The organism is Streptomyces solicamelliae, from assembly GCF_045348655.1.
Taxonomy (GTDB): domain Bacteria; phylum Actinomycetota; class Actinomycetes; order Streptomycetales; family Streptomycetaceae; genus Streptomyces; species Streptomyces solicamelliae.
In genome coordinates, this window is the sequence record NZ_CP160404.1 from 1,636,625 (window position 1) to 1,661,463 (window position 24,839).

Annotated in this window: 21 protein-coding genes; 5 read left to right on the plus strand and 16 right to left on the minus strand. The window is 74.4% G+C overall.

Translation table 11 applies throughout. The features are described from left to right. Nucleotides 1-3: 3 nt before the first annotated feature. The 6 genes from ABZO31_RS07580 to ABZO31_RS07605 all read right to left on the minus strand — a co-directional run bounded on the left by ABZO31_RS07580 (nucleotide 4) and on the right by ABZO31_RS07605 (nucleotide 7,725). Entirely contained in the window at nucleotides 4-1,416 is a 1,413-nt protein-coding gene (locus tag ABZO31_RS07580; RefSeq protein ID WP_406860316.1) for a lysine N(6)-hydroxylase/L-ornithine N(5)-oxygenase family protein, read from the minus strand. After that, on the minus strand, nucleotides 1,413-2,798 hold the full coding sequence (locus ABZO31_RS07585; RefSeq protein WP_406860317.1) for a pyridoxal phosphate-dependent decarboxylase family protein: 1,386 nt from the start codon (nucleotides 2,796-2,798) through the stop codon (nucleotides 1,413-1,415). The genes ABZO31_RS07580 and ABZO31_RS07585 overlap by 4 nt, the downstream gene beginning before the upstream one ends. A 109-nt stretch (nucleotides 2,799-2,907) precedes the next feature. After that, entirely contained in the window at nucleotides 2,908-5,394 is a 2,487-nt protein-coding gene (gene pepN, locus ABZO31_RS07590; protein WP_406860319.1) for an aminopeptidase N, read from the minus strand. A gap of 86 nt (nucleotides 5,395-5,480) precedes the next feature. Next, a complete protein-coding gene (locus tag ABZO31_RS07595; RefSeq protein ID WP_406860320.1) occupies nucleotides 5,481-6,464 on the minus strand; it encodes an asparaginase in 984 nt (327 codons plus the stop codon). Continuing rightward, on the minus strand, nucleotides 6,464-6,826 hold the full coding sequence (locus tag ABZO31_RS07600) for a chorismate mutase (protein ID WP_406860321.1): 363 nt from the start codon (nucleotides 6,824-6,826) through the stop codon (nucleotides 6,464-6,466). Before ABZO31_RS07600 ends, ABZO31_RS07595 begins: the two co-directional genes overlap by 1 nt. Before the next feature lie 20 nt (nucleotides 6,827-6,846). Next, nucleotides 6,847-7,725 (minus strand): helix-turn-helix domain-containing protein, encoded by an 879-nt coding sequence (locus ABZO31_RS07605; RefSeq protein ID WP_406860323.1) that lies wholly within the window; start codon nucleotides 7,723-7,725, stop codon nucleotides 6,847-6,849. 97 nt (nucleotides 7,726-7,822) lie between these two features. Here ABZO31_RS07605 and ABZO31_RS07610 point away from each other — a divergent pair, with 97 nt between their 5' ends. After that, nucleotides 7,823-9,616, plus strand: coding sequence for a glycoside hydrolase family 35 protein (locus tag ABZO31_RS07610; protein WP_406860324.1), 1,794 nt, complete (start codon nucleotides 7,823-7,825; stop codon nucleotides 9,614-9,616). 51 nt (nucleotides 9,617-9,667) lie between these two features. Here the strand turns inward: ABZO31_RS07610 and ABZO31_RS07615 are convergent, their stop codons facing one another. After that, nucleotides 9,668-10,429: a S1 family peptidase gene (locus ABZO31_RS07615; protein ID WP_406860326.1), complete on the minus strand. Its 762-nt coding sequence runs from the start codon at nucleotides 10,427-10,429 to the stop codon at nucleotides 9,668-9,670. A 212-nt stretch (nucleotides 10,430-10,641) separates the two neighbouring features. Here ABZO31_RS07615 and ABZO31_RS07620 point away from each other — a divergent pair, with 212 nt between their 5' ends. Beyond that, nucleotides 10,642-11,520 (plus strand): hypothetical protein, encoded by an 879-nt coding sequence (locus ABZO31_RS07620; protein WP_406860327.1) that lies wholly within the window; start codon nucleotides 10,642-10,644, stop codon nucleotides 11,518-11,520. A gap of 55 nt (nucleotides 11,521-11,575) precedes the next feature. Continuing rightward, a complete protein-coding gene (locus ABZO31_RS07625) occupies nucleotides 11,576-13,030 on the plus strand; it encodes an ankyrin repeat domain-containing protein (RefSeq protein WP_406860328.1) in 1,455 nt (484 codons plus the stop codon). 12 nt (nucleotides 13,031-13,042) lie between these two features. Here the strand turns inward: ABZO31_RS07625 and ABZO31_RS07630 are convergent, their stop codons facing one another. Genes ABZO31_RS07630 through hsaA form a run of 5 tightly spaced genes read right to left on the minus strand, consistent with a single transcriptional unit; the run spans nucleotide 13,043 to nucleotide 18,122 of the window. Further along, nucleotides 13,043-14,683, minus strand: coding sequence for an FAD-dependent oxidoreductase (locus tag ABZO31_RS07630; RefSeq protein ID WP_406860329.1), 1,641 nt, complete (start codon nucleotides 14,681-14,683; stop codon nucleotides 13,043-13,045). Beyond that, nucleotides 14,680-15,141, minus strand: a complete 462-nt coding sequence (locus tag ABZO31_RS07635; RefSeq protein ID WP_406860330.1) for a flavin reductase family protein — start codon at nucleotides 15,139-15,141, stop codon at nucleotides 14,680-14,682. The genes ABZO31_RS07630 and ABZO31_RS07635 overlap by 4 nt, the downstream gene beginning before the upstream one ends. A 35-nt stretch (nucleotides 15,142-15,176) precedes the next feature. Further along, nucleotides 15,177-16,073, minus strand: a complete 897-nt coding sequence (locus tag ABZO31_RS07640; protein ID WP_406860331.1) for a VOC family protein — start codon at nucleotides 16,071-16,073, stop codon at nucleotides 15,177-15,179. Between the two features lie 22 nt (nucleotides 16,074-16,095). Further along, complete coding sequence (hsaD, locus tag ABZO31_RS07645; RefSeq protein ID WP_406860332.1) at nucleotides 16,096-16,950, minus strand: 4,5:9,10-diseco-3-hydroxy-5,9,17-trioxoandrosta-1(10),2-diene-4-oate hydrolase; 855 nt, start codon at nucleotides 16,948-16,950, stop codon at nucleotides 16,096-16,098. After that, the gene (gene hsaA, locus ABZO31_RS07650) at nucleotides 16,947-18,122 is read right to left on the minus strand and encodes a 3-hydroxy-9,10-secoandrosta-1,3,5(10)-triene-9,17-dione monooxygenase oxygenase subunit (RefSeq protein WP_406860333.1); all 1,176 of its coding nucleotides are present in this window, start codon (nucleotides 18,120-18,122) and stop codon (nucleotides 16,947-16,949) included. Before hsaA ends, hsaD begins: the two co-directional genes overlap by 4 nt. 230 nt (nucleotides 18,123-18,352) lie before the next feature. Between hsaA and ABZO31_RS07655 the strand changes: the two genes are divergently transcribed. Further along, a complete protein-coding gene (locus tag ABZO31_RS07655) occupies nucleotides 18,353-19,225 on the plus strand; it encodes an IclR family transcriptional regulator (protein ID WP_406860335.1) in 873 nt (290 codons plus the stop codon). A gap of 36 nt (nucleotides 19,226-19,261) precedes the next feature. On the opposite strand, the gene ABZO31_RS07660 is transcribed toward ABZO31_RS07655, so the two are convergent. The 4 genes from ABZO31_RS07660 to ABZO31_RS07675 form a co-directional block, all read right to left on the minus strand. Then, complete coding sequence (locus tag ABZO31_RS07660; protein ID WP_406860336.1) at nucleotides 19,262-20,257, minus strand: 2Fe-2S iron-sulfur cluster-binding protein; 996 nt, start codon at nucleotides 20,255-20,257, stop codon at nucleotides 19,262-19,264. Further along, nucleotides 20,247-20,477, minus strand: a complete 231-nt coding sequence (locus tag ABZO31_RS07665; RefSeq protein ID WP_406860337.1) for a hypothetical protein — start codon at nucleotides 20,475-20,477, stop codon at nucleotides 20,247-20,249. The genes ABZO31_RS07660 and ABZO31_RS07665 overlap by 11 nt, the downstream gene beginning before the upstream one ends. Continuing rightward, entirely contained in the window at nucleotides 20,477-21,622 is a 1,146-nt protein-coding gene (locus tag ABZO31_RS07670; protein ID WP_406860338.1) for a Rieske 2Fe-2S domain-containing protein, read from the minus strand. The genes ABZO31_RS07665 and ABZO31_RS07670 overlap by 1 nt, the downstream gene beginning before the upstream one ends. Before the next feature lie 263 nt (nucleotides 21,623-21,885). Continuing rightward, nucleotides 21,886-23,397: a long-chain-fatty-acid--CoA ligase gene (locus ABZO31_RS07675; protein ID WP_406860339.1), complete on the minus strand. Its 1,512-nt coding sequence runs from the start codon at nucleotides 23,395-23,397 to the stop codon at nucleotides 21,886-21,888. A 148-nt stretch (nucleotides 23,398-23,545) separates the two neighbouring features. Here ABZO31_RS07675 and ABZO31_RS07680 point away from each other — a divergent pair, with 148 nt between their 5' ends. After that, the gene (locus ABZO31_RS07680) at nucleotides 23,546-24,727 is read left to right on the plus strand and encodes a PucR family transcriptional regulator (RefSeq protein ID WP_406860340.1); all 1,182 of its coding nucleotides are present in this window, start codon (nucleotides 23,546-23,548) and stop codon (nucleotides 24,725-24,727) included. Nucleotides 24,728-24,839 lie beyond the last annotated feature (112 nt).

The following is a 24,839-nucleotide window of genomic DNA, read 5'->3' on the forward strand; positions in this document are numbered from 1 at the left end:
CCGTCAGTCCTGTGCGAGAGGCGTCAGCTCCGGGCTCCTGGCCGGGATGCGCGGCGCCTCTCGCTCGTCCAGGCCGAAGCGGGTGAACGCGGTGCGGCGGGGCAGCGGGTAGGGCTCCTTGCCGGTGATCGCGTTGAGGATGGTGGCGCTGCGCCAGGCGGCGAGGCCGAGGTCGGGTGCGCCGACGCCGTGCGTGTGCTTCTCGGCGTTCTGCACGTACACGCTCCCGGTGACGGACTCGTCGAGGACGAGCCGGTACTCCCGGTCGATGCGCGGCCGGCCGGCGGAGTCGTGCCGCAGGTACGGGGCGAGGCCGGTGAGCATGCGCGCGACGGAGCGCTCGCGGTAGCCGGTGGCGAGAACGACGGCGTCGGTGGTGAGCCGGGAGCGGCGGCCCTGCTGCAGGTGCTCCAGGTGCAGCTCGACCTTGCCGGCGGCGACCCGGCCGGCGGTGCGGACCCGGACGCCGGGGGTGATGACCGCGTCGGGCCAGCCGCCGTGCAGGGTACGGCGGTAGAGCTCCTCGTGGACGGCGGCGAGGGTGTCGGTGTCGATGCCCTTGTGGAGCTGCCACTGGCGCGGCACGAGGTCGTTGCGGACCGGCTCGGGCAGGGCGTGGAAGTAGCGGGTGTAGTCGGGGGTGAAGTGCTCCAGGCCCAGTTTGGAGTACTCCATGGGGGCGAACGCCTCGGTGCGGGTGAGCCAGTGGAGCTTCTCCGCGCCGGTGGGGCGGGCGCGCAGCAGGTCGAGGAAGATCTCGGCGCCGGACTGGCCGGAGCCGATGACGGTGACGTGCTCGGCGCGGGTCAGCAGCTCGCGGTGGTCTAGGTACTCGGCGGAGTGCAGCACGGGGACGCCGGGGGCGTCGGCGAGGGGGCGCAGGGGTTCGGGGACGTACGGCTCGGTGCCGACGCCGAGGACCACGTTGCGGGCGTACGCGCGGCCCAGGGCCTCGGCCTCGCCGGACGCGTCGAGCTGCGTGTGGTCGATCTCGAACAGGGCGCGTTCGGGGTTCCAGCGGACCGCGTCGACCTGATGGCCGAAGTGCAGGCCGGGGAGACGGGTGGCGGCCCAGCGGCAGTAGGCGTCGTACTCGGCCCGCTGGATGTGGAAGGTCTCGGCGAAGTAGAACGGGAACAGCCGGTCCAGCGCGCGCAGATAGCTGAGGAACGACCAGGGGCTGGCCGGGTCGACGAGGGTCACCAGATCGGCGAGGAACGGGACTTGGAGCGTCGCGCCGTCGATGAGCAGCCCCGGGTGCCACTGGAAGTCCGGCCGCTGCTCGAAGAACACGGCGTCGAGGCCGCCGGGCACGCCGTCGGCGAGGGCGGCGAGGGAGAGGTTGAACGGGCCGATGCCGACGCCCACCAGATCGTGGGGGTGTTCGTGGGCGTTCCGGGGGGTGCTGGCCGTCATCGGTCGGTACTGCCTTCCACGAGGGTGAGGATCTCTTCCAGGTCGCCGGGGGCGGTGTGGGGGTCGAGCAGGGTGGCCTTGAGCCAGAGCCGGCCGTCGGCGCGGGCCCGGCCGAGGACGGCGCGGCCGTCGGCGAGGAGGTCGCGGCGGATCGCGGCGACGGCGTCGTCCGTGGCGGCCACGGGCCGGAGCAGGACGGTGGTGAGGGTGGGGCGGGCGTACAGCTCCAGGGCAGGGGTCTTCTCGACCAGGTCGGCGAGGAGCCGGGCCTGCGCCATGCAGGCGTCGACGAGCGCGCCGAGGCCGGTGCGGCCGAGGGCGAGCAGGGTGACGGCGGTCTTGAGCACGTCGGGGCGGCGGGTGGTGCGCAGGGAGCGGCCGAGGAGGTCGGGCAGTCCGGCGTCGGTGTCGTCGTCGGCGTTGAGGTACTCGGCGGTGTGGGCGAGTGGCGCGAGGTCGGCGGCGTCGCGGACGGCGAGCAGGCCGGCGGCGGCCGGCTGCCAGCCGAGCTTGTGCAGGTCGAGGGTGACGCTGCGGGCCCGGTCGAGTCCGGCGAGGAGGTGGCGGTGGGCGGTGCTGAACAGGACCGGGCCGCCGTAGGCCGCGTCGACGTGGAGTTCGGCGCCGTGGGCGTCGCACAGGTCGGCGACCTGAGCGAGCGGGTCGATGCTGCCGGTGTCGGTGGTGCCGGCGGTGGCGGCGACGAGGAGCGGGCCGGTGAGGTCGGTCAGGGCCTCGTCGAGGGCCACGGGGTCGATGGTGCCGTTGGGGGTGGGCACGACGACGGGCTCGGGCAGGCCGAGGAGCCAGGCGGCGCGGGCGAAGGAGTGGTGGGCGTTGGCCCCGACGACCGCGCGGACGGAGCCGTGGCGTTCCCGGGCGAGGAGCAGGGCGAGCTGGTTGGACTCGGTGCCGCCGCTGGTGACGAGCGCGTCGGGGCTCGGCGCGCCCGGGTGGACCTCGGCGGCGAGGGCGGCGGTGACCAGCGCTTCCAGCGCGGAGGCGGCGGGGGCCTGGTCCCACGAGTCCATCGACGGGTTGAGCGCGGACGCGGCGAGATCGGCGGCGACGGCGAGTGCGAGGGGCGGGGTGTGCAGGTGCGCGACGCAGAGCGGGTCGGCGGGGTCGGCGGCGCCGGCGGCCAGGGTGTGGACCAGGAGCCGCAGCGCCTCGCCGGCGCCGGCGCCGTGCTCCGGGAGGGGGTTCGGCAGGGCGTCCCGTACGCGCCGGGCGACGCCGTCCGGTCCCCCCGCGGGCAGTGGGCCGCCGCGTTCGGCCGCGCCGGAACGCAGGGCGTCGAGGACGGTGTCCAGGAGCGGACGCAGGGCGTCGGGGCCGGGGGTGCCTCCGGCCAGGGGTGGGAGCGGGGGTTCGGCACGCATGGACGACAGCGTGTCCGTACGTTCGGGTTGCCCTGCCGCGATCCGCGGCCGGGCAACCCGAACGAGGGACTGGGTCTTGTGCCCGGACCCGACGTCGGGGTAGAGGGTGCTACCCCCTGACCTTCAGGGCCCGTGCCAGGTCGTCGAGTTGGTCGACGAGCTTGCGGTGGAGGGCGGGAGTGAGGGTGGGGTCGGTCAGGCTCGCCTCGCCCTTCGCCAGGGAGTCCGCGTCGATCGCGAACGCCGGGAAGGCGTAGCGGCCGGCGGCCTCGGCGATGGCGGGGCCGCGGCGGCCGGCCAGGGCGGGGGCGTCCTCGTAGAAGCGGGTGACGTACTCCGCCGTCAGGTCGGACTGCTCCGGTTGCCAGAAGCCGTGGGCCGTGGCCGTGAACAGGTAGTTCGACAGGTCGTCCGAGGTGAACATCGACGCCCAGGCCGCCTCCTTGGCCTCGGCCGTCGGCAGGGAGGCGCGGCAGCGGGCCGCGCCCTCCTGGCCGGAGGCGGAGGGGTCGCGGGCGAGTTCGGCCTCGACGGCGGCCTCGTCGGTCGCGCCGAGGACGGCGAGCCGGGCGAGGATGCGCCAGCGCAGTTCGGGGTCGAGCTCGGGGCCTCCGTGGACGGTGCCCTCGTCGAGCCAGGAGGCGATCTTGTCGGGCGTGGTGGCGCTGTCGATGAGCGTGCGCACGGCCGTCAGGCGCAGGCCCGGCGAGTCGCCGTCCTCGGTGCGGCGCAGCAGGTCGCGGGCGATCGCGTGGATCGTGCCGAGGGCGGCGGGGCGGTCCTCTGCGGTGACGTAGCGGTCGGCGACATAGGTGCGGGCGAAGCCGAGCACGCCTTGGACGACGGCGAGTTCGGTCTCCTCCGGCAGGTGCGCGAGGGCGGTCTCCAGATAGGCGACGGGCTCCAGTTCGCCGTCGCGGACCATGTCGCGCAGCGCGTTCCAGACGACGGCGCGGGTCAGCGCGTTCGGGATCCGGGAGAGGGAGCGCAGCACCGTCTCGAGGGACGTCTCGTCGAAGCGGACCTTGGCGTAGGTGAGGTCCTCGCCGTTGAGCAGCACGAGTGCCGGGTGCGGGCCGGTCAGTTCGGCCGGTTCCTGCTGCGGGACGTCGAGCTCGCGCCGTTCGCGCAGCACGAGTGCGGCGGAGGCGTCGCGGTCGTAGATCTCGACGGCGATCCGGTGCGGGCGGCTGCCGTCCCGGTCGACGGCGAGCCGCAGGTGCTGGCCCTCGCCGGTGATGCGGGGGGTCAGCTTGTCGACGCCCGTCGTGCGCAGCCACTGCTCGGCCCAGCCGTGGACGTCGCGGTCGGTGGCGGAGGCGAGGTTGTCGATGAAGTCGGCGAGGGTGGCGTTGCCGAACCTGTGCCGCTGGAAGTGGGTGTTGATGCCGGCGAGGAAGTCCTTCTCGCCCAGCCACGCGACGAGCTGCCGCAGCGCGGAGGCGCCCTTCGCGTACGAGATGCCGTCGAAGTTGAGCAGCGCGGAGGCGGTGTCGGGGACGGCGTCCGGGTCGGGGGCGACGGGGTGGGTGGAGGGGCGCTGGTCGGCGTCGGAGCCCCAGGCCTTGCGGGTGACGCCGAAGTCGATCCAGGTGTCGGGGAAGCGGTCGGAGCAGGCCTCGTTGAGGGTCTGGTAGCCCATGTACTCGGCGAAGGACTCGTTCAGCCAGATGTCGTCCCACCAGCGCAGGGTGACCAGGTCGCCGAACCACATGTGCGCCATCTCGTGGGCGATCACCATGGCGCGGGTCTGCCGCTCGGTGTCGGTGACGGCGGAGCGGTACACGAACTCGTCGCGGAAGGTGACCAGGCCGGGGTTCTCCATCGCGCCCGCGTTGAACTCGGGGACGAACGCCTGGTCGTACGAGTCGAAGGGGTACGGCTCGGTGAACTTCTCGTGGTACCGGTCGAAGAGGGCCTTGGTGATGTCGAGGAGCTCGTCGGCGTCCGCGTCCAGGTACGGGGCGAGGGAGCGGCGGCAGTGGATGCCGAACGGCAGGCCGGCGTGCTCGGTGCGGACCGAGTGCCAGGGGCCGGCGGCGACGGCGACGAAGTACGTGGACAGCAGCTGGGTCGGCGCGGACGTCCAGCGGCCGTCCTCCTGCTGCTCGGTGACGGTGTTGGTGAGCACCGACCAGCCCTCGGGGGCGGTGACGGTCAGCTCGAAGACGGCCTTCAGGTCGGGCTGGTCGAAGGCGGCGAAGACCCGCTGCACGTCCTCCATGAACAGCTGGGTGTAGACGTACGACTCGCCGTCGGTGGGGTCGGTGAAACGGTGCATGCCCTCGCCGGTGCGGGAGTACCGCATCGACGCGTCGATCCGCAGCTCGTGCTCGCCCTCGGTGAGCCCCGTGAGGGGCAGCCGGTTCTCCGTCAGGGCCGCGGGGTCGAGCGGCGTGCCGTCCAGGGTGGCCGAGCGCAGGGCGACCGGCTTCAGCTCGACGAAGGTGTCCCCGGGGGTGCGGGCGGTGAACCGGATCAGGGTGGTGGAGTCGAAGGTCTCGTCTCCGGTGGTGAGGTCGAGCTCCACGGCGTAGTGGTGGACGTCGAGGAGCCGGGCACGGGTCTGCGCTTCGTCGCGCGTGAGTACGGACATGGGGCCCATGCTGCCTGATGGCGTACCGGCGGGGCAGGGGCTCGGGTTCCGCTGTGGGCGAGCAGGCGGCCGAGGCGCCGCCCCCGTCAGGCCAGGCCGGTGCCCGTCAGGTGGGCGAACGCGGCGGTGATCCGCGGGCGGTCGTAGCCGGCCGGGCCCTTCGCGCCGCTGGAGAGCAGCGTCTGCAGCAGCAGCCGGGCCTTGGGCGGGTCCAGGGGGCCGGCGGGGACGAGGCCGCGGTGGAGCACGTCGTACTCGGAGCCGGGGCCGCGGTACGTCTCGGACAGGGTGGCGCCGGAGCCGGTGCGGGAGGCGAGGACGACGGGCATCCGGGCGGCCAGCGCCTCCAGGGGCTCGACCAGCCAGGCCGGGACGTGGCCGGCGCCGAAGGCGGCGACGACCAGTCCGTCGAAGCGGTCGTCGACGGCGTCGAGGAGCTCGCCGCGGTCGCCGAGCGACAGGGTGACCAGGGCGACCCGTACGTCGGGGTCCAGGGTCAGCGGGCAGGCGGCGACCGGGGCGGCGGGACGGAGCAGGATCCGCGGGACGCCCTCGACGACCTGTCCGAGGGGGCCGGCGCCGGGCGAGCCGAAGGTGGCCACGGAGGTGGTGTGGGTCTTGCGGACGTGCCGGGCGGCATGGATCTCGTCGGCGAGCACCACGACGACGCCGAGTCCGCGGCAGCGGGGGTCGGCGGCGACGGCGACCGCGGCGGCCAGGTTGGCGGGGCCGTCCGCGCCGGGCAGGTCGGGGCGGCGCATGGCGCCGGTGACCGCGATCGGCTCCGTGGTCGCGCACAGCAGGTCGAGGAGGAAGGCGGTCTCCTCCAGGGTGTCGGTGCCCTGGACGACGACCACCCCGGAGCCGGCGGCGACCGTGGCGCGCACCTCGTCGGCGAGGGCGTGCAGGTCCGCGAGGGAGAGGGAGGAGCTGGGCAGCCGGCGGAAGTCGCGCAGTTCGACGTCGTCGCCGGCGGCGGCGCCGAGGACCTCGGCCCCGCTGAGCCTGGTGGCGTCACCGCCCCGCGCCGAGATGGTCCCTCCGAGCGTGAAGACGGTGACGCGGCCCATCAGTCCTTCTCCTCCATGTCCGTACCCGCCTCCGTCTCGTCGGCGGTCGCCTCGTCGGCGATCGTCTCGTCGGCGATCGTCTCGTGGTGGCGGATGACTTCCGCGATGATGAAGTTCAGCAGCTTCTCGGCGAACGCCGGATCCAGTTTGGCGTTCTCCGCCAGCTGCCGCAGCCGGGTGATCTGCCGGGCCTCGCGGGCCGGGTCGGCCGGCGGCAGCTGGTGCTGCGCCTTGAGGACGCCCACCTGCTGGGTGCACTTGAAGCGCTCGGCGAGCATGTGCACGACCGCGGCGTCGATGTTGTCGATGCTCTCGCGCAGCCGGGTCAGCTCGGCTCGTACGGACTCGTCGATGTCGCTCATGGGCAGCGAGCCTAGCCCGATCACCCGGCGATCGTCGGAGGGTGTTCGGGATCCGGGATCCGGTCGCTCCAGCCACCCGGCACCGCACGTCCTTGCTGCTCACGGAAGCGGACCGGGGCGATGCCGACGCGCCGGGTGAACAGCCGGGAGAAGTACGCCGGGTCGTCGTAGCCCACGCGGCGGGCGACCGCGGCGACGGGCAGTTCGGTGGCGGCGAGGAGTTCCTTCGCCCGGCCGAGCCGGATGGTCAGCAGGTAGTCCTTCGGGCTGCAGCCGGCGGCCCGCCGCACGGCGGTGCGCAGCTCGGCGGGGGTCATGCCCTGCCGGGCGGCGTGCTCGGCGACGGACAGCGGCTGGAAGGCGTCCCGGGCGAGGACGGTGAGGACGGGGTCGCCCTCGGCGTTGGTGTCGGCGCGGGCCCGGCGCAGCGCGACGAGGAGCTCGTGGACGGCGGCGGCGGTCTCCACCTCCAGGAGCGGGTTGCCGCGCCGGGCGGCGCGGGCGATGCGGCCGACGACGGCGCGCGGACCGCCGGCGTCGGAGAGCGGGACGACGGGGCGCTCGGGCTCGATGCAGCCGAGTTCGGTGTACGTGGCGGTGGCCGGTCCGGTGAAGTCGACGAACGCCTCGTCCCAGCCGGTACCGGGGTCGGCGGAGTAGTGGTGCGGGACGCCGGGGGTGAGCCAGAGCAGCGCGGGCGCGGTGACGGTGGTGCGGCGGCCGTCAGGGGTGCGGTACCAGCCGCTGCCGGCGCTGACGACGACGGCGACGTGGTGGTCGAGGGTGCGGGGGCCGACGGTGGGCAGGGCGCCGTGCTGGAGCCCGACGCCGAGGCAGACGAGGCCGAGCCGGTGGTGGACCGGGCCGGGCGTGAAGTAGCGCATCCAGGTGTGGTACATCCGCGCCCTCCCGCTCGTCGTGCGGCCGCCGGTACGTCCAAACAGCGACGATCTTTGTCCATGGACCCGTCCTCCGCCAGAGGGCGAAGGTGGGCCCATGAGCGAGTTCGCGGTGGGTGAGACGGATTTTCTGCTGGACGGGCGGCCGGTGCGGCTGCTGTCGGGGGCGCTGCACTACTTCCGGGTGCACGAGGGCCAGTGGGAGCACCGGCTCGGGATGCTTCGCGCGATGGGGCTCAACTGCGTGGAGACGTACGTGCCGTGGAACCTGTACGAGCCGGAGCCGGGGCGGTACGGCGACGTGGCCGCGCTGGGCCGGTTCCTGGACGCGGTGGAGCGGGCGGGGCTGTGGGCGATCGTGCGGCCCGGTCCGTACATCTGCGCGGAGTGGGAGAACGGCGGGCTGCCGCACTGGCTGACCGGGCTGCTGGGGCGGCGGGTGCGGACGGACGATCCGGGGTTCCTGGGGCCGGTGGACGGCTGGTTCCGGCGGCTGCTGCCGCAGGTGGTCGGGCGGCAGGTCGACCGGGGCGGGCCGGTGGTGCTGGTGCAGGTGGAGAACGAGTACGGCAGCTACGGCAGTGACGCGGGGTATCTGCGGCGGATCGCGGACCTGCTGGTCGAGTGCGGGGTGACGGTGCCGCTGTTCACCTCGGACGGGCCGGAGGACCACATGCTGACGGGCGGGTCGGTGCCGGGCGTCCTGGCCACGGCGAACTTCGGTTCGGGGGCGCGGGAGGCGTTCGGGGTGCTGCGGCGGCATCAGCCGCGCGGGCCGCTGATGTGCATGGAGTTCTGGTGCGGCTGGTTCGACCACTGGGGCACGGAGCACACGGTGCGGGACGCGGCGGACGCGGCGGCGGCGCTGCGGGAGATCCTGGAGTGCGGGGCGTCGGTGAACGTCTACATGGCGCACGGCGGCACGAACTTCGGCGGCCGGGCGGGCGCGAACCGGGCGGGCGAGGCGCACGACGGGGCGCTGCGGGCGACGGTGACCTCGTACGACTACGACGCGCCGGTGGACGAGCGGGGGCGGCCGACGGAGAAGTTCCGGCGGTTCCGCGAGGTGCTCGCGGAGTACGCGGACGGGCCGCTGCCCGAGGTGCCGGAGCCGCCGGCGCGGCTGGCGGCGCCGGTGTCGGGGGCGGTCGGCGCATGGCTGCCGCTGCCGGAGGTCCTGGAGGGGCTGGGCGACGAGGAGCGGTGCGCGCCGCTGCCGCCGACGTTCGAGGAGCTGGGCGTGGACCGGGGCCTGGTCCGCTACCGGGTCGGGGTGCCGGGGCCGCGGCAGCCGTACCCGCTGGCGGTGTCGGGGCTGCGGGACCGGGCGGTGGTGTACGTGGACGGGCTCCGCGCGGGCGTGCTCGACACGGAGGAGGCGGTGCTGCCGGAGCCGGTGGCCGGGCCGGCGACGGTGGAGCTGTGGGTGGAGTCGCTGGGCCGGGTCAACTACGGGCCGCGGCTGGCGGAGCCGAAGGGGATCACCGGCGGGCTGCGGCACGAGCGGCAGTACCTGCACGGCGTACGGGCGCGGGCGCTCCGCCTGGACGCCTTCGTGCCGGAGGCGGTCGCGAAGCTCCCGTTCGCGGCGGCGGGCTCGGACGCCGGGGCGGCGGCGGGCGCGGACGCCGGGGCGGCGGCGGGCGGGGACGCCGGGCCGGGGCTGTACCGGCTGCCGGTCGAGGTCGCCGGAGCGGGCGACGCGGACCTGACGCTCCCCGGCTGGACGCGCGGCTTCGTCTGGGTCAACGGCTTCTGCCTGGGCCGCTACTGGTCCACGGGTCCCCAGCTCTCCCTGTACGTCCCGGGCCCGGTGCTGCGGGAGGGCGTGAACGAGGTGTGGGTCCTGGAGCTGGAGGGCCCGGCGGGCGCCGGTGTGCGGTTGGCGTGACGTGCCCGGGGGCGGGCCGGCTCGCGGCGGCCCGCCCCCGGACGGTGCTCTTTACAGCGTCGCCGCGGCCGACTTGATGGCGGAGGCGAAGGTGGAGACCTCGGTGTAGACCCCGGGGTAGCCGGGGCGGGCGCAGCCGTAGCCCCAGCTCACGATGCCGACCTGGATCCAGGCGCCGGCGTTGTCGCGGCGGAACATGGGGCCGCCGGAGTCGCCCTGGCAGGTGTCGACGCCGCCCTCGTTGTAGCCGGCGCAGATCTCCTCGCCGGCGACGAGTTCGCTGTAGGCGCTCTTGCAGGTGGCGTCGGAGACGAACGGCACGGTGGCCTTGCGCAGGTACCGCTGCTGCGCGCCGCCCTCGCGGGTGGCGCCCCAGCCGGCGACGGTGAACGTGCCGTTGTTGTACGCGGTGGTCTCGGCGATCTTCAGGGTGGGCACCGAGGTGATCGGCGAGGCGAGCTTGATCAGGGCCCAGTCCTTGCCCGTCCCGTTGTAGCCGGGGGCCTGGAGGACCTTGGTGGACTTGACCTTGATCGCGCTGCTGCTCTGCAGGTCGACGACGCCGGCCGTGGCGGTGATGCCGGTGTTCGGGCCGGAGCCGTTCACGCAGTGGGCGGCGGTGAGGACGACCTGCGGGGTCAGCAGCGAGCCGCCGCAGCCCATGGAGAGCCGGATCATCCAGGGGAACTCGCCCTGGGCCGCCCGGGTGCCGCCGACGACCGGCGCGGGCGCGGCGCTGGCGGTGCTGGGCTGGAGGCTGACGGCCGCGAGGAGGACCGCGCCGGCCGCGACCGTTCTCTTCAGGAATCGCACAAGCGTGTTCTTCAACTGACTGCCTTTCGTGGGGGGTTGTTCGCTGCACGGCTCGGCGGGGACCCACGAATGGCATGAGCCCGTCAAGTCGCGGTCCGATTGTGCGGAGCGGCGCGCGAGGCTCACAAGGCCGCGTTTTCGGCCACGGGGAGGGCGCGGGACGGACGTACAGTGGAAGACGGGGAGCGGACACGCGGAGGGGGCGGCCGGTCGTGGCGAACGGTAACGAGGTCGTGCACGGGTTCCCGCACCTCGACACGGTGCACGGCGCGATCACCGCGCTCTACAAGCGCCTGTCCGCGGACGGCGTGCGCACCTACGGGACGAGCGTCGCCCCGGAGGACGTGGCCCTCGGCGACGACGAGGACCTCCATCTGGGCGCGCAGCGCGTCGCCCGCACCCTCGTCCGGCACCTGCGGCTGCCCGAGGCGCGGATGGTCGTGAGCTTCCGGGCCATGGAGCACGCGGCCGCCGTCGAACTGGCCGCGGGACCGGAGTACTTCGTCGAACTCAACGACCGGTTCCGGCGGCACCGCCGGGACATCGGCGCGGCCCTCGCCCACGAGATCACCCATGTGCTGCTGCACCGGCTCGCCCTCGCGTTCCCCGGCCGGCGCGACAACGAACTGCTCACCGACACCGTGACGACCTACCTCGGCGCGGGCTGGCTGCTGCTCGACGCGTTCCGCGAGGACGAGCTGACCAGCCAGAAGCTGGGCTATCTCACGCCCGAGGAGTTCGGCTACGTCCTCGCCCTGCGGGCCGAGGTCTTCGACGAGGACCCCTCCCCCTGGTTCACCAGTCCGCAGGGGTACGAGGCGTACGCCCGCGGCCGCGACCGGGCGCGGCGCGAGGCCCGCCGGCCGCCGCTCGCGGGCGCGGGCCTGACCCGCCGGCACCGGTACGCCAAGGCGCGCCGGCACGGCCTCGCCGCGCCCGACGCGCCGTACTCCTTCGAGGGCACCGGGCCCTCGCTGCGGGTCTCGTTCCCCTGCCCGACCTGCCGGCAGCGGATCCGGATCCCGGCGGCCGGACGGCGGGTCCGGGCGCGCTGCGGGCTGTGCCGGACGGTCCTGGACTGCGAGCCGTAGGACCGGTCGCCGGGCTGATTTGGCGAACGGGGGCTTTGCGGGGGATGGTCGGTGTATGAACGATCTGTTCGACTCCCTGTACGAGGGGGACGACGACGCCCTCGTACGGCTGCTGCGCTCCGGCGCCCCCGCCGACGCGGCCGACGAGGACGGGCAGACCCTCCTCTATCTCGCCGCGGTGTCGAACCGCCCCGGAGCGGTCCGGACCCTGCTGGCCGCCGGGGCGGATCCGGAGCGGGGCAGCGGACAGGACGGCGGCGACCTGCCGCTGTGCGGGGCCGCCTGCGGCGGGCACACCGAGGTGGTCCGGACGCTGCTCGCGGCGGGCGCGGTGGCGGACCGGCAGGAGGAGTACGGCTTCACGGCGATGGCCTGGGCGGTCCGGCAGGGCCACGCGGACACCGTCCAGGCGCTCCTGGAGCACGGCGCGGACGCCAACCTGCCCGGCCCCGACGGTCTGCCGCCGCTGATCGCGGCGGCCCGCCGCGGCTCCACCGGCTGTGTGCGCGCCCTGCTCGGCTTCGGCGCCGGCCCGGTCGAGGACGCCCTGCGCGAGGCGCGGCGGTGGCTGGGCGCGGACGTCGAGGCGGGGCTGCGGAACGCGCTGGCGGAGACGTACGGGCCCGGGCACGAGACGGTGGTGCGGCGGATCCCGGAGGACGGCGGGATCACCGTCGTCGTCGAACTGCTGCGGGAGGACGGCACGCCGGGCGCGGGCAACGAGCAGCAGACCGGGCACGCGGCGATCGTCACGCTCCTGGAGAGCGAGCTGGGCTTCCGCACCCCCTTCGAGGAGCTCGCGGACCGGGCGCTGCGGTGCGGGGACCCGGAGCTCGACGACTGGACGGAGTCGGTGGCCGCGCTGTGGCGGCGCGGCGACGAGGAGACGTACCGGGCGGCCGCCGCGTACTGCGGGCTGGGGGACGAGCTGCGGCAGGCGTTCGGGGCCGGCGTGCTCGGGCAGTTGAAGGACTTCGCGCCGCGGGCGCTGCCGCTGCTGCGGGAGCTGTCCCGGGAGGCGCGGGACGGTGCGCTGGTGCAGGCGGTGGTGGCGGGGCTCGGCCAGTTCGGGGACCCGGCCGCGCTGCCGGAGATCCTGCGGCACGCCGGCCACCCGGAGCCGGAGGTGCGCCGCCGGGTCGCCGTGGCGGCGACGGGGCTGGTGCCGGAGGGCGACGCGCGGTCGGTGGACGCGCTGGTGGCGCTGAGCCGCGACGCGGACGCGGGGGTGCGGGACTGGGCGACGCTGGCGCTCGCGGAGACGCCGGGCGACGCGCCGGCGGTCCGCGAGGCGCTCGCGGCACGGCTCGCGGACTCCGACACGGACACGGCCGCGGAGGCCGCCCGCGGGCTGGCGATCCGCCAGGACCCGCGAGCGGTGGAGGCCCTGGTCCGCCTCCTGGCCACGGAACCCCCGGAAAGCCCGGCCCGCGACACGGCCCTCGCGGCCCTGGAGTTCGTCCAGGACTCCCGGGTACGGACCCGTCTGGAGTGGACGACACCGCGCTGACGCCCGGAACGCCTACCCCCGCTCCTCCGCGATCGCGTTGACCGCCGCCCAGGCGAAGGCCATCGCCGGGCCTATCGTGGCGCCCGGGCCCGGGTACGTGTCGCCCATGACCGCGGAGGAGCAGTTGCCGGCGGCGTAGAGGCCGGGGACGGGGGTGCCGTCCTCCCTCAGGACGCGGGCGTCGGGGTCGGTGACCAGGCCGCCCTTGGTGCCGATGTCGCCGGGGTGGACCGGGATCGCGTAGTACGGGGCCTTGTCCAGGGGCGCGAGGTTGGGGTTCTTCAGGGTCGGGTCGCCGTAGTAGCGGTCGTACACCGAGTCGCCGCGGCCGAAGTCCTCGTCCCGGCCCGCCTCGGCGAAGCCGTTGAAGCGGGAGACCGCCGCTTCGAGGCCGGGGGCGCCGATGCGGCGGGACAGTTCCGCGATCGACCCGGCCCCGACCACGAAGTCCTTCCAGCGCTTCGGGAACGACTGCCCCGGGAACAGCCCCGCGAAGACGTACCTCGCCTTGGAACGGGCGTCCAGGATCAGCCACGAGGGCACGGTCGTCGCGTCCGGGCGGTCGCAGGCGTACATGCGGTCCACGAACTCGTGGTACGGCGCCGCCTCGTTCGCGTACCGCTCCCCCGCCGCGTTCACGATCACCATCCCGGGGATGCCCCGGTCCGCGACCAGAAAGAACGGCCTCTCGCCCGGCGGGCAGACCGACGGCGCGCCCCACACCTTGTCGAGCAGGTCCGTCGCCGCGCCCAGCTCCTCGCCGAACCGCAGCGCGTCCCCCGTCTGCCCCTCCGCGGCGTGCGTCCAGTCCGTGGACGTCGGCGCGGGCAGGTGCTTCTCGCGCAGCTCCTGGTCGTGCGAGTAGCCCCCGGAGGCCAGCACGACACCGCCCCGCGCCCGCACCGTCCGGCCGTCCGCGAGCCGTACTCCGGTGACCCGCCCGTCCTCCGTCAGCAGCTCCGCGACCGGCGCCGACAGCCACAGCTCCCCGCCGAGCCGGTCCAGCGCGTACCGCATCCGTGCGATCAGTGCCTCGCCGAGCGAGAGCGGCCTCCGGCCGGTGAGCCTCGCCCTGACGGCTCGCAGCCCGACGCGCAGTGCGGTCCGCTTTCCGGCCCAGGTGCGGGTGACCATGTTCAGGTGGCGGAAGTCGTACGACGTCATCGTCAGGCCGTACGTGGGCAGTCCGGCCCGCCGCATCGTCGCGGCGTGCGGTCCGAGCCGCCGCAGGTCCATCAGCCGCGGCTCGACCGAGCGGCCCTGGGCCATGCCGCCGAGCGCCTCCGGGTAGTAGTCCGCGTAGCCCGGGGTGTACATGAAGCGGACCTCGGTCCGCTCGTGGAACTCCCGCACCATGCGCGGCCCGTGGCGCAGATACGCGTCCTTGCGGGCGTCCGGGACGCGGTCGCCGACGGTCGCGTCGAGGTAGGCGCGGGCCTTCTCGTACGTGTCGCCGAGACCGGCCGCGTCGAGGTGCAGGTTGCCGGGGACCCAGATCGCGCCGCCGGACAGCGCGGTGGAGCCGCCGTACCGGTCGGTCTTCTCGACGACCAGTGCGGACAGTCCGCGCAGCCGCGCGGTGATCGCGGCGGCGAATCCGGCGGCGCCGGAGCCGACGACCACGACGTCGTACGTGTGCACGCCGTCCTTCACGAGAACACTCCTGTCGCGTAGTCGCTGCGGTAGTAGACGAGGGGCGTGCCGTCGTCGCGGGCGTCGAGGGCGAGGACGCGGGCGGTCACCATGTGGTGGTCGCCGGCCTCCTGGACGGTGTGCACCGAGCAGTCGAGCGTGGCGAGCGCGCCCCCGACGTGCACGGCGCCGCCGTCGCCGGCCGTCCAGTCGAGGCCGGCGAACTTGTCGGGGCCGGGGCGGCCGAGCGCGGCGCAGACGTCCCGCTGGTCCTCGGCGAGGATCGACACCCCGAACCGGCCCGCCCGCTCGACCTTCGGCCAGCTGGTGGAGTGCTTCCCGACGCAGAGCAGCACGAGCGGCGGGTCGAGGGAGAGCGAGGCGAAGGACTGCACGGCCAGACCGGTGGGCCGGCCGTCGCCGTCCAGGGCCGCGACGACGGTGATGCCGGTCGCGAAGTGGCCGAGGACGTGCCTCATCCGGCGGTCCGTCGGGCGTTCTGTCCGCCGGTCCGTCAGCCGTTCCACGCGTGGCCCCAGAGGCTGTCGGAGGTGATCTCCTTCGTCGTCCAGGCCGCCGGGTCGACGATCAGCCCGTCCCAGCCGTACTCGACCTGGAAGCCGCCGGGGGCCTGGGCGTAGAAGGAGACCATGTGGTCGTTGGAGTGCCGGCCGAGGGTGGAGGCGATGGGGATGCCGGCCGCGTTCATCCGGTCCAGGCAGTAGCCGACGGCGTCGAGCGAGTCGGTCTCGACCATGAAGTGGACGATCCCGGGCGGCAGCGCGCCGGGGTACAGCCCGAGGCTGTGGTGGCGGGCGTTGGGGCTGAGGAAGTTCATCCAGTAGAAGTCGCGGCCGGGCTCGCCGGTGGGCACCGCGACCGGCGGCAGCTTCATCCGGTCGCGCAGCTGGAAGCCGAGCAGGGCCTCGTAGAAGCCGACCGCGGCCTCCATGTCCGGTGCGGGCAGCACGACATGGCCGAGGCCGAGGTCGTCGCCCGTGACGAAGCGGTTGCCGTACGGGGTGCCCAGCGGGCTGTGGTCCTGGGCCTGTCCCCAGTACAGCTCCAGCGGATTGCCGGCCGGGTCGTCGACGTGGATCAGGCCCTGGACGCGGCGCTCGGCGAGGGTGGCCTCGTCGGCGTGCTTCACGGGGAAGCCGTGCGCCTCCAGTTCCTCGGCGGCCTCGGCGAGGGCGCGGGCGTTGGGCAGTTCGAAGCCGGCGGCGAGCAGCCGGTCGGTGTCGCCGGCGACGAAGGAGAAGCGGCGGATCCGGTCGTCGATGCGGGTGTGCAGGACGGTGTCGCCGGAGCCCTCGCCCTCGACCATGCCGAGGATGTCGAGGGCGTAGCGGCGCCAGGCGGGCAGGTCGGCGGTGCCGATGCGGAGGTAGCCGAGCGAGCGGATGTCCATGGCGGGGGTCCTCACGTGTGGGTCAGTGCGAGAAGAAGTCGAGGGCGAGGCGGTTGAACGCGTCGAACGCCTCGGTCTGCGCCCAGTGGCCGCAGTGCGGGAAGACGTGCAGCCGGGCGTCGGGGATGGTGCGCAGGGCGAGCAGCGCGCCGTCGAGCGGGTTGGTGCGGTCCTCGCGTCCCCAGGTCAGCAGGGTGGGCTGGGTGATGCGGTGGGCCTCGCGCCAGAGCATGGTGTCGGCCGGCCAGGCGGCGAAGGCGGCGCCCATGCGGGCCGCGCCGAGCCGGGACTCTGGGTCGACGGCCCGGGTGTAGCGCTCCTCGACGAAGGCGTCGGTGACGATCGCCGGGTCGTACGCCATGGTCAGCAGGAACGCCCGCATCTGCTCCCGGGTGGGCGCGGGCGCGGAGTTGAAGGCGAAGAGCTGCTTGATGCCCTCGGTGGGGTCGGGCGAGAACAAGTTGACGGAGATCCCGCCGGGACCCATGAGCAGCAGCTTGCCGACCAGGTGGGGGTGGTCGAGGGCGACCCGGACGGCGGTGCCGCCGCCGAGCGAGTTGCCGAGGAAGTGGGCCCGCTCGACCCCGAGTTCGCCGAGCAGCGCGGCGACCGCGGCGGCGCTGAACGAGAAGTAGTCGCGGTCGGGCTCGGGCTTGTCGGAGCGGCCGAAGCAGGGTTGGTCGATCAGCAGGGTGCGGAAGTGTTCCGCGAAGACGGGCAGGTTGCCGCCGAAGTTGGACCAGGCGGAGGCGCCGGGGCCGCCGCCGTGCAGCATCACGACGACCGGGGCGTCCGGGTCGCCGGGGCCCGCCTCGTGGTAGTGCAGGGTGAGGCCGGCGGCCTTCGCGGTGCGGGAGGTCGACTCGTACGTGATCACAGCATCGTGTCCTCGATGTCGAGGCCGAGCACCGACTGCCCGTACAGCGCGAGCGCGCGCTCGGGGTCGTTTGCGGCGTGGCCGCGGCCGGTGTGCACATCGCGCCAGGCGCGCTGGACGGGGCTGGGCCCGGTGCGCATCGCGCTGCCGCCGGCGTTCTCCATCAGCAGGTCGACGGCGGCGACGGCCCGTTCGGTGGCGAGCACCTGGTCGCGCCGGGTGCGGGCGCGCAGCGCCATGGGCAGCGGTTCGCCGCGCACGGCCAGTTCGTACAGCTCGGCGATGTTCCGGGTGAGCTGCAGCCAGGAGGCGTCGATGTCGCTCGCCGCGCGGGCGATCCGGACCTGCGCGAAGGGGTCCTGGGCGACCTGCTGCCCGTACGAGACGCGGAACCGTTCGCGGGTGGCGGCGGCGTACGCCTCGTGGGCGCCCTCGGCGATGCCGACGATCGGGGTGGAGATGGTGGTGGTGAAGACGGCCGCGTACGGCAGGCGGTACAGCGGCTCACTGTGGACCTTCTGCCCGGGGGTGTCGAGCGCGGTCACCGGGCCGAAGCTGAGGGCCCGGTGCTCGGGCACGAACACGCCCTCGCAGACGATGTCGTTGGAGCCGGAGCCGCGCAGCCCGACGGTGTCCCAGACGTCGTCGATCCGGTACTCGGCGCGCGGCACGAGGAAGGTGCGCATGTCGACGGGCCGGCCGTCCGCGTCGGTGACCAGTCCGCCGAGCAGGGCCCAGTCGGTGTGGTCGCAGCCGGAGGAGAAGTGCCAGCGGCCGTCGAGCAGGAAGCCTCCGTCGACGGGGGTGACGGTGCCGGTGGGGGCGTACGAGGAGCAGATCCGGGCGTCCGGGTCGGCGCCCCACACCTCGTCCTGCGCCTTCGCCTCGTACAGGGCGACGTGCCAGGGGTGGACGCCGACGACGGAGGCCACCCAGCCGGTGGAGCCGCAGGCCCGGGCGATCTCCTTGACGGCGGCGTAGAAGACGGCGGGGTCGGCGGCGTGGCCGCCGTGGGCGCGCGGCTGGAGCAGCTTGAAGAAGCCCGTCTCCGCCAGCTCCCGGACGGAGGCGTCGGGGACCCTGCGTGCGGCCTCGGCCTCGGCGGCCCGCTCGCGCAGGGCGGGGGCCAGGGCCCGGACCGCCTCGAGGACGGCTCCGGTGGCGTCGCTCATCGCGTGTCCTCTCTTCTTCGGAAGGAGTGGAAGTGGCTGGACCGTACGCCCGGGGTGTTTCGGAACGACATACGGCGTTCCCGCTGAGCGGGAACCCGACGATATGCCTAATAGAAATAAGTGGTGCAGGTGTCTTCCCCGGGCCGGAAGGGCCGTGGCAGGGTCTGCGCAACGTCACGCCAAGCCCGTCGCGAAGGCGCGGCGGCGCTCTGTCCCCCCGGGAGACGCCCATGACCGCTGAGCTCGTCGGCGCACCGGCCGCACCGTCCCTCCTGGACAAGGCGGCCCGCGTGCTCGCCGCCTTCGACGGGCCCGAGCCGCGCCTGTCCCTCACCGAGGTGATCCGCCGCTCCGGCCTCCCCCGCTCCTCCGCCCACCGCATCCTCGACCAGCTGGTCCGGCTGCGCTGGCTGGACCGGGAGGGCCGGGACTACCGGATGGGCATGCGGATGCTGGAACTCGGCGCGCTCGCCGCGCACCACAACCGGCTGCGCCGGGCCGCGCTGCCGCGGCTGCACGCGCTGCACGAGTCGACGGGTGCGCTGGTGCACCTGTACGTACTCGACGGCGCCGAGATCGTCTGCCTGGAACGCATCGGCGGCTCCGCCGACACCGGCGTCCCGTCCCGCGTCGGCGGGCGGATGTCCGCGCACTCCACGGCCGCCGGCAAGGCGCTGCTCGCGCACGGGGACCCGGCGGTCGTCGAGTCCGTCCTCGCCGGGCGGCTGCGGGCGCACACGCCGCGCACGGTCGTGGCACCGGCGCGGCTGCGCTCACGGCTCGCCGAGGTGCGGGACCGCGGGGTGGCGTTCGACCTGGAGGAGACCTGTCGCGGGGTGTCCTGCGTGGCCGCCCCGCTGCGCGGCTCGGGCCGGGCGATCGCCGCGGTCTCGGTCTCCGGCCGGGGCGCGCACCGCGACCTGGAGCGGCTCGCGCCGGCGGTGCGCGCCTGTGCCCGTGCGGTGTGGCAGGACCTGTTCGGGCCCGGCCGCCCGTCCCGGCGGACGGCGGCCGCGCCGGCCGGGCCGGTGCTCGCGCCGGACATGTCGGAGCAGGCGATGGACACGATGATGGGCTGGCTGGGGACCAGCGAGTGGATGTGACGCCGGTCCCTCCGCCCTCCGGAGCGGGCCCGTCGCCTACGCGTCGTACGTGACCTCGACGCGGTCGCCGAGGGGCACCGTCTGGCAGGCCAGCGTCCAGCCCTCGGCGAGGTCCGCGTCGTCGAGGACCTCGTTGCGCAGCAGCTTGGTCTCGCCGGAGACGATCCGGCAGGTGCAGGCCGCGCAGGCGCCCTCCCGGCAGGAGTACGGCGCGTCCACGCCGGCCGCCAGGAGCGCGTCGAGCAGCGGGGTCTCCCGGCCGCCCGCGACCTCGTGGACCGTACCGTCGAGGACGACCGCGGCCGTGTAGCCGTGCCCGTCGGTCACGGGCGGCGGCGCCGCGAACACGTCGTCGGCGAGGGAGAAGTAGCGCTCGCGGTGCACGGTACGGCCCCCGGTGGCCCGTACCGCCGCCTCCGCCGCGTCCATCAGCGGGACGGGCCCGCAGAGGTAGGTGTCGCGGGAGGCGTACGGGGCGACGGTGGCGGCGAGGGCGTCGGCGGTGGGCAGGCCCTGCAGGGACTCCAGCCAGTGGATCAGCGTGAAGCGGGCCGGGTAGTCCTCGGCCAGTTCCCGCAGCTCGTCGCGGAAGATCACGGCGGGCTCGGCGCGGTTCGCGTACACCAGCGCCACCCGGGCGCGCCCGGCCGCCAGCGCCGACTTGGCGACCGAGACGACCGGGGTGATGCCGCTGCCGCCGGCCACGAGCAGCAGGTCGCGGTCGAGGTCGGCGGGGCCGAACGTCCCGGCCGGCGGCAGCACTTCCAGCGCGTCGCCGACCGCGACCCGGTCGCAGATCCAGGCCGAGCCGACGCCGCCCGGGACCCGTTTGACGGTGATCCGGGGCGGCTCGCCGGTGTGCGGGGAGCTGGCGAGCGAGTAGCAGCGCGCACCGCCGCCGGGAATCCGGACGGTCAGGAACTGCCCGGCACGGTAAGGGAGTTCGACACCATCGGGGTCCAGGACCAGGGAGACGGCGTCGGCGGTCTCGCGGACCGCCTCCACCACCCGGAGCGTGCGGCTACCAGGCACCCGTCACCTCCAGCTCCCCCGCCGCGACGGCGGCGTCGATGCTGTCCCGGAGGGCGCCGCAGACCCGTACCCGGGCCGACGGCTCGCCGGCCGCGACCCGCTCGGCGATGCGGGGACAGACCGCGGCGGCCTCCTCGGTCCACTGCACGGCGGTGTGCGCGGGACTGTACTTCTCGCACAGCACCCGGTTGCCGCAGACCCCGCACGCCACGGCGCGCATCAGGACTCCCGCTCCTGCTCGGCCGCCCGCTTCGCGAGGTTCTCGGCGACCTCGGCGCGCCAGGCCTCGTTGGCCCGGGCGGTGTCGATCTCGAACTCGAACCGGCGCACCATCGGGTCCGTGACGTCGGCCGCGTCCACGTAGAACTGCTCGTACCAGCGCCGGAGCTGGTAGACCGGGCCGTCCTCCTCGCTGAGCAGCGGGTTGTCGATGCGGGTCTTGTTCCGCCAGACCTCGATGTCCTGCTCGAAGCCGACGGCGAGGCCCGAGGTGAAGAGCTTCGCGGCCTCGTCGGCCTGCTCGTCCGTCATGCCGGGGAGCTTCTTCACGATCGTGCCGTAGAGCAGGACGAAGCTGTTCGCGCTCACCGGGTAGTGGCAGTTGATGAGGATGCTCTCCATCTCCACGCCGCCGCCGATGTCCGACCAGACCCGGTCGATCATGTAGGACGGGCCGTAGTAGGAGGCGTCGGAGCGCAGCGGGGCGCTGAGGTTGCCGAGCTCCATGTCCGCGCGGGGCGTGGACTCGAGGTACTGGGTGGCGACATGGCCGTCGAAGACGTTCTTGAAGTACGTCGGGAAGGCGTAGTGCACGTAGTAGAAGTGCGCCATGTCGACGATGTTGTCGACGATCTCCCGGCAGTGGGAGCCGTCCACCCGGGCGGTGTTCCAGGACCAGCCGGACCACTCGCCGCTGTCGATGCCCTCGATCTCGGGGACGGTGACCTCCGGCGGGGGCGGGTTGCCCTCGGGGTCGTGCCAGACGAAGAGCTGCCGGTTGCGCTCCAGGGTGAGCCAGGCGCGGGTGCGGGCGCGCGGCGGGACGCGCCGGGCGTACGGGATGCCGGCGCAGCGGCCGTCCGAGCCGGACCAGCGCCAGTCGTGGAACGGGCAGGCGACGGCGTCGCCCTTGACCGTGCCGTGGGCGAGGTTGCCGCCCATGTGGGGGCAGTAGGCATCGAGGACGTGGAGTTCCCGGTCGTCGGCGCCCTGGAAGACGACGAGCCGGGTGCCGAAGGCCTCGATCTCGTGCGGCTCGCCGTCCTTGAAGTCGTCGGCGAGGCCGAGGCAGTGCCAGCCGCGGGCGAAGCGGGTGGGCGGGGTTCCGGCGTCGATGACCCGGGGGGTTTCGTCGAGTGCAGTCACGGGAGGTCCACCTCTGCTTTCTCGGAGTGCGGGGCGCCGACGAGCTCCCGACCGTGCGCCGAGGCTAGGCAGCGCCCCGGCCGTCCGGGGAGCGCGGTTTCCCACTGTCCGGGAATCGGGGCGGGGCCCGTGGCCCGGGGTCACGGGCCCCGGACCCGCCGTCCTCCTCGCGCGGGGCGTGCGCGGGCCGGGCAGGGCCTTCCGGGCCTCCGAACGTCGTCACGGGACGTTCGGCACTCCAGGCCGGGTGGCGACGGCCTCGCTCACGCGCAGCTCTCCCGCAGGTCCCGCTTGAGGACCTTGCCGCTCGGGCCGAGCGGCAGCTCCGGCAGGAAGCGGACGGTCCGCGGGTACTTGTGGCCGCCGAGCCGCTCGCGGCTCCAGCTCACCAGCTCGTCCGCGACGGCCCGGCGCGTCTCGTCGTCGGCGCCGGGCCCCGCGGCGTCCCCGCGCGGCACGACCACGGCGCAGATCTCCTCGCCGCGCACCGGGTCGGGCAGTCCGATCACGGCGACCTGGGCGACGGCCGGGTGCCGGGCGAGGACCTCCTCGACCTCGCGCGGGTACACGTTGTAGCCGCCGCGGATGATCAGGTCCTTCTTGCGGTCGACGATGCTGAGGTAGCCGTCCTTGTCGCGGACACCGAGGTCGCCGGTACGGAACCAGCCGTCGACCAGGACGGCGGCGGTGGCCTCGGGGTCGTCGAGATAGCCGGCGAACACGTTGTGCCCGCGCACCAGCACCTCGCCGACCTCCCCGTCGGGCAGCGGCACCACGGTGCGGTCCTGCTCGGGGTCGGCGACGGCGATGTCGACGCCCCACACGGGGTGGCCGACGGTGCCGGGGCGGCGGCCGGAGAACTGGTTGAAGGTGGCGACCGGGGAGGTCTCGGTCAGCCCGTAGCCCTCCAGGATCACGGTGCCGAAGAGCTCCTCGAAGCGTTCGAGCAGCGCGACCGGCAGCGCCGCGCCGCCGGAGACGCCCACCCGCAGGGCCTCGGGGCGGCGCTCGTCGGCGGCCGCGGCCTCGGCGAGGGCGTGGTACATCGTCGGCACGCCCATGAACACGGTGACCCGCTCGCGGATCATCATGTCCAGGGCGGCGGGCCCGGTGAAGCGGGGCAGCAGCACGAGCGTGGCGCCGGTCCGCAGCGTGGCGTTCATGGCGCAGCTCTGACCGTAGCTGTGGAACAGCGGGAGACAGCCGAGGACCGTGTCCTCGGGCGTCAGGCGCAGCAGGTCGGCGGCGCAGACGGAGGCGTTGAGGACGAGGTTGAGATGGGTGAGCCTGGCCCCCTTCGGGCGGCCCGTGGTGCCGCTGGTGTAGAGCACGGCCGCGGTGTCGGAGGCGTCGCGCTCCTCCGCGTACGGCAGCGGTTCCGCCTCCGTGGTGACCGCGAGCACCGCGATGCCGGCCGCGGCCGCGGCCTCCACCGCCACCGGGCGCAGCGGCCCGCCGCTGACGAGCGCCTTCGCACCGCTGTGCCGCAGGACGTACGCGACCTCGTCGGGGACGAGCAGCGCGTGCACGGGTACGACCGTCGCGCCGGCGGCGAGCACCGCGTAGTAGGCGCGGGGGAAGTCGGCCGTGTTGGGCAGCAGCACCGCGACGCGGTCACCGGGGCGGACGCCCCGCTCCCGCAGGACGGCGGCGAACCGCAGGGCGTCGTCCCACAGCGCGGCGTACGTGAGACGCAGGTCGCCCTCGACGACGGCGACGCGGCCGGGGTGCCGGCGGGCGGAGTCGGAGAGCAGGGTGGCGGCACTGAGCGACATGACGGCTCCTACGGTTTCTCGCGGGTCGGTTCAGAATCGGACAGGGCCGCCCGTACGGCCATGTGCAGACGCCCAAGGTGCGGGGGGTGCTCATGGGCGTCGGCCCTCGGTCCTTCCGCAGGGCGGTGCAGACGCCTAACCTGCGCCCATGAACGAGGACGAGCTGGGTCTGCGGCGTGAGCTGGCCCTGGCGCTGCTCGACGATCTCGACCGGCTCACGGACACCCTGGTCGACGACATCCACGCACACAGCCCGCTCTACGCGTCGGGCAGGCCGGTCGCGCGGGCGGATCTCCGGCTGGCCTGCCGCCGAAACGTGGAGCTGGCCCTGAAGGACCTCGGCGGCCTGCGAGAGGCCGGTGACCGCCTCGACGAGGCCGCCGCCGAGACGGGGCGGCTGCGCGCCGAACAGAGCATGCCGCTCGCCACCGTGCTGAAGGCGTACCGGCGCGGCGGGCGGGTGATCTGGCAGGCGATGGCGGACCGCATGCGCGACCGGTCGCCGGCCGAGCAGCGGATGGTGGGCGACATGGCCGGGGCGGTGTGGGAGACCATCGACCGCTACTCGTCGGTGATGGCGGACACGTACCGGATCACCGCCCTGGAGCTCCGGCACCGGGAGGACTCACGGCGCGGCGCCCTGTTCGAGGCGCTGCTCGACGGCCGGGGCGGCGATCCGGCGGTGGCCGCGGCGGCGGCCGACGCGCTGGGCGCGCCGGTGCGCGACCGGTACGCCGTGGTGGTCGTCGCCCAGGACCCGGCCGCCCCGGCGGATCCGGCGCCCGCCCTGGAGGCGGAGGGGCTGTGGTCGTTCTGGCGGCCGCGCGGCGAGCGGCTGGCCGGGCTCGTACGGCTCGGCCCGGCCGGTACGCGGACGCTGGCCGCGGCGCTGCGCCGGGACCTCGGCCGTACGGCCGGGATCTCGCCGGCCTTCGAGGAGCTGGCCCTCGCCGACCAGGGGCTCCGGCACGCGGTACGGGCGCTGGGCACGCTGCCGCCGGGCGGCGCCGAGGTCGCCGAGCTCGACGAGCGGCTGGTGCACGCGCTGCTCGGCGCGGACCGGGAGCTCGCCGAGCGGCTGGTGCTGCGTCATCTCGACGGGGTGCTGCGCAGCGGGGCCGAGCGGCCGGTGCTCCTGGAGACGCTGCGCGTCTGGCTGGACACCGGCTGCTCGGCCTCGCGGACCGCGGAGCGGCTGTACTGCCACCGGAACACGGTCCTCAACCGCATCGGCCGCGTCGCCGAACTGACCGGCCTGCCCGCGGAGTGCGGCGAGGCCCGGCTGGGCTGGGCGCTGGCCCTGCGAGCGCTGGAACTCACCGCCCGCTGACCGCCGCCAGGGCGCGGGGATCTGCGGGGCCCGGGCGTTGCCGGTACCGCAGTCAGGCCGTGGTGGGGACGACCGCCGCCCAGCGGCACGGAGGGGCGGCCGCGGCGCCGTC

What these genes read in the sequence shown, in the direction of transcription:
- ABZO31_RS07580 (WP_406860316.1), bottom strand. Translation starts at nt 1,416, where the DNA reads ATGACGGCCAGCACCCCCCGGAACGCCCACGAACACCCCCACGATCTG.
- ABZO31_RS07585 (WP_406860317.1), bottom strand. Translation starts at nt 2,798, where the DNA reads ATGCGTGCCGAACCCCCGCTCCCACCCCTGGCCGGAGGCACCCCCGGC.
- pepN (WP_406860319.1), bottom strand. Translation starts at nt 5,394, where the DNA reads ATGTCCGTACTCACGCGCGACGAAGCGCAGACCCGTGCCCGGCTCCTC.
- ABZO31_RS07595 (WP_406860320.1), bottom strand. Translation starts at nt 6,464, where the DNA reads ATGGGCCGCGTCACCGTCTTCACGCTCGGAGGGACCATCTCGGCGCGG.
- ABZO31_RS07600 (WP_406860321.1), bottom strand. Translation starts at nt 6,826, where the DNA reads ATGAGCGACATCGACGAGTCCGTACGAGCCGAGCTGACCCGGCTGCGC.
- ABZO31_RS07605 (WP_406860323.1), bottom strand. Translation starts at nt 7,725, where the DNA reads ATGTACCACACCTGGATGCGCTACTTCACGCCCGGCCCGGTCCACCAC.
- ABZO31_RS07610 (WP_406860324.1), top strand. Translation starts at nt 7,823, where the DNA reads ATGAGCGAGTTCGCGGTGGGTGAGACGGATTTTCTGCTGGACGGGCGG.
- ABZO31_RS07625 (WP_406860328.1), top strand. Translation starts at nt 11,576, where the DNA reads ATGAACGATCTGTTCGACTCCCTGTACGAGGGGGACGACGACGCCCTC.
- ABZO31_RS07635 (WP_406860330.1), bottom strand. Translation starts at nt 15,141, where the DNA reads ATGAGGCACGTCCTCGGCCACTTCGCGACCGGCATCACCGTCGTCGCG.
- ABZO31_RS07640 (WP_406860331.1), bottom strand. Translation starts at nt 16,073, where the DNA reads ATGGACATCCGCTCGCTCGGCTACCTCCGCATCGGCACCGCCGACCTG.
- hsaA (WP_406860333.1), bottom strand. Translation starts at nt 18,122, where the DNA reads ATGAGCGACGCCACCGGAGCCGTCCTCGAGGCGGTCCGGGCCCTGGCC.
- ABZO31_RS07655 (WP_406860335.1), top strand. Translation starts at nt 18,353, where the DNA reads ATGACCGCTGAGCTCGTCGGCGCACCGGCCGCACCGTCCCTCCTGGAC.
- ABZO31_RS07665 (WP_406860337.1), bottom strand. Translation starts at nt 20,477, where the DNA reads ATGCGCGCCGTGGCGTGCGGGGTCTGCGGCAACCGGGTGCTGTGCGAG.
- ABZO31_RS07675 (WP_406860339.1), bottom strand. Translation starts at nt 23,397, where the DNA reads ATGTCGCTCAGTGCCGCCACCCTGCTCTCCGACTCCGCCCGCCGGCAC.
- ABZO31_RS07680 (WP_406860340.1), top strand. Translation starts at nt 23,546, where the DNA reads ATGAACGAGGACGAGCTGGGTCTGCGGCGTGAGCTGGCCCTGGCGCTG.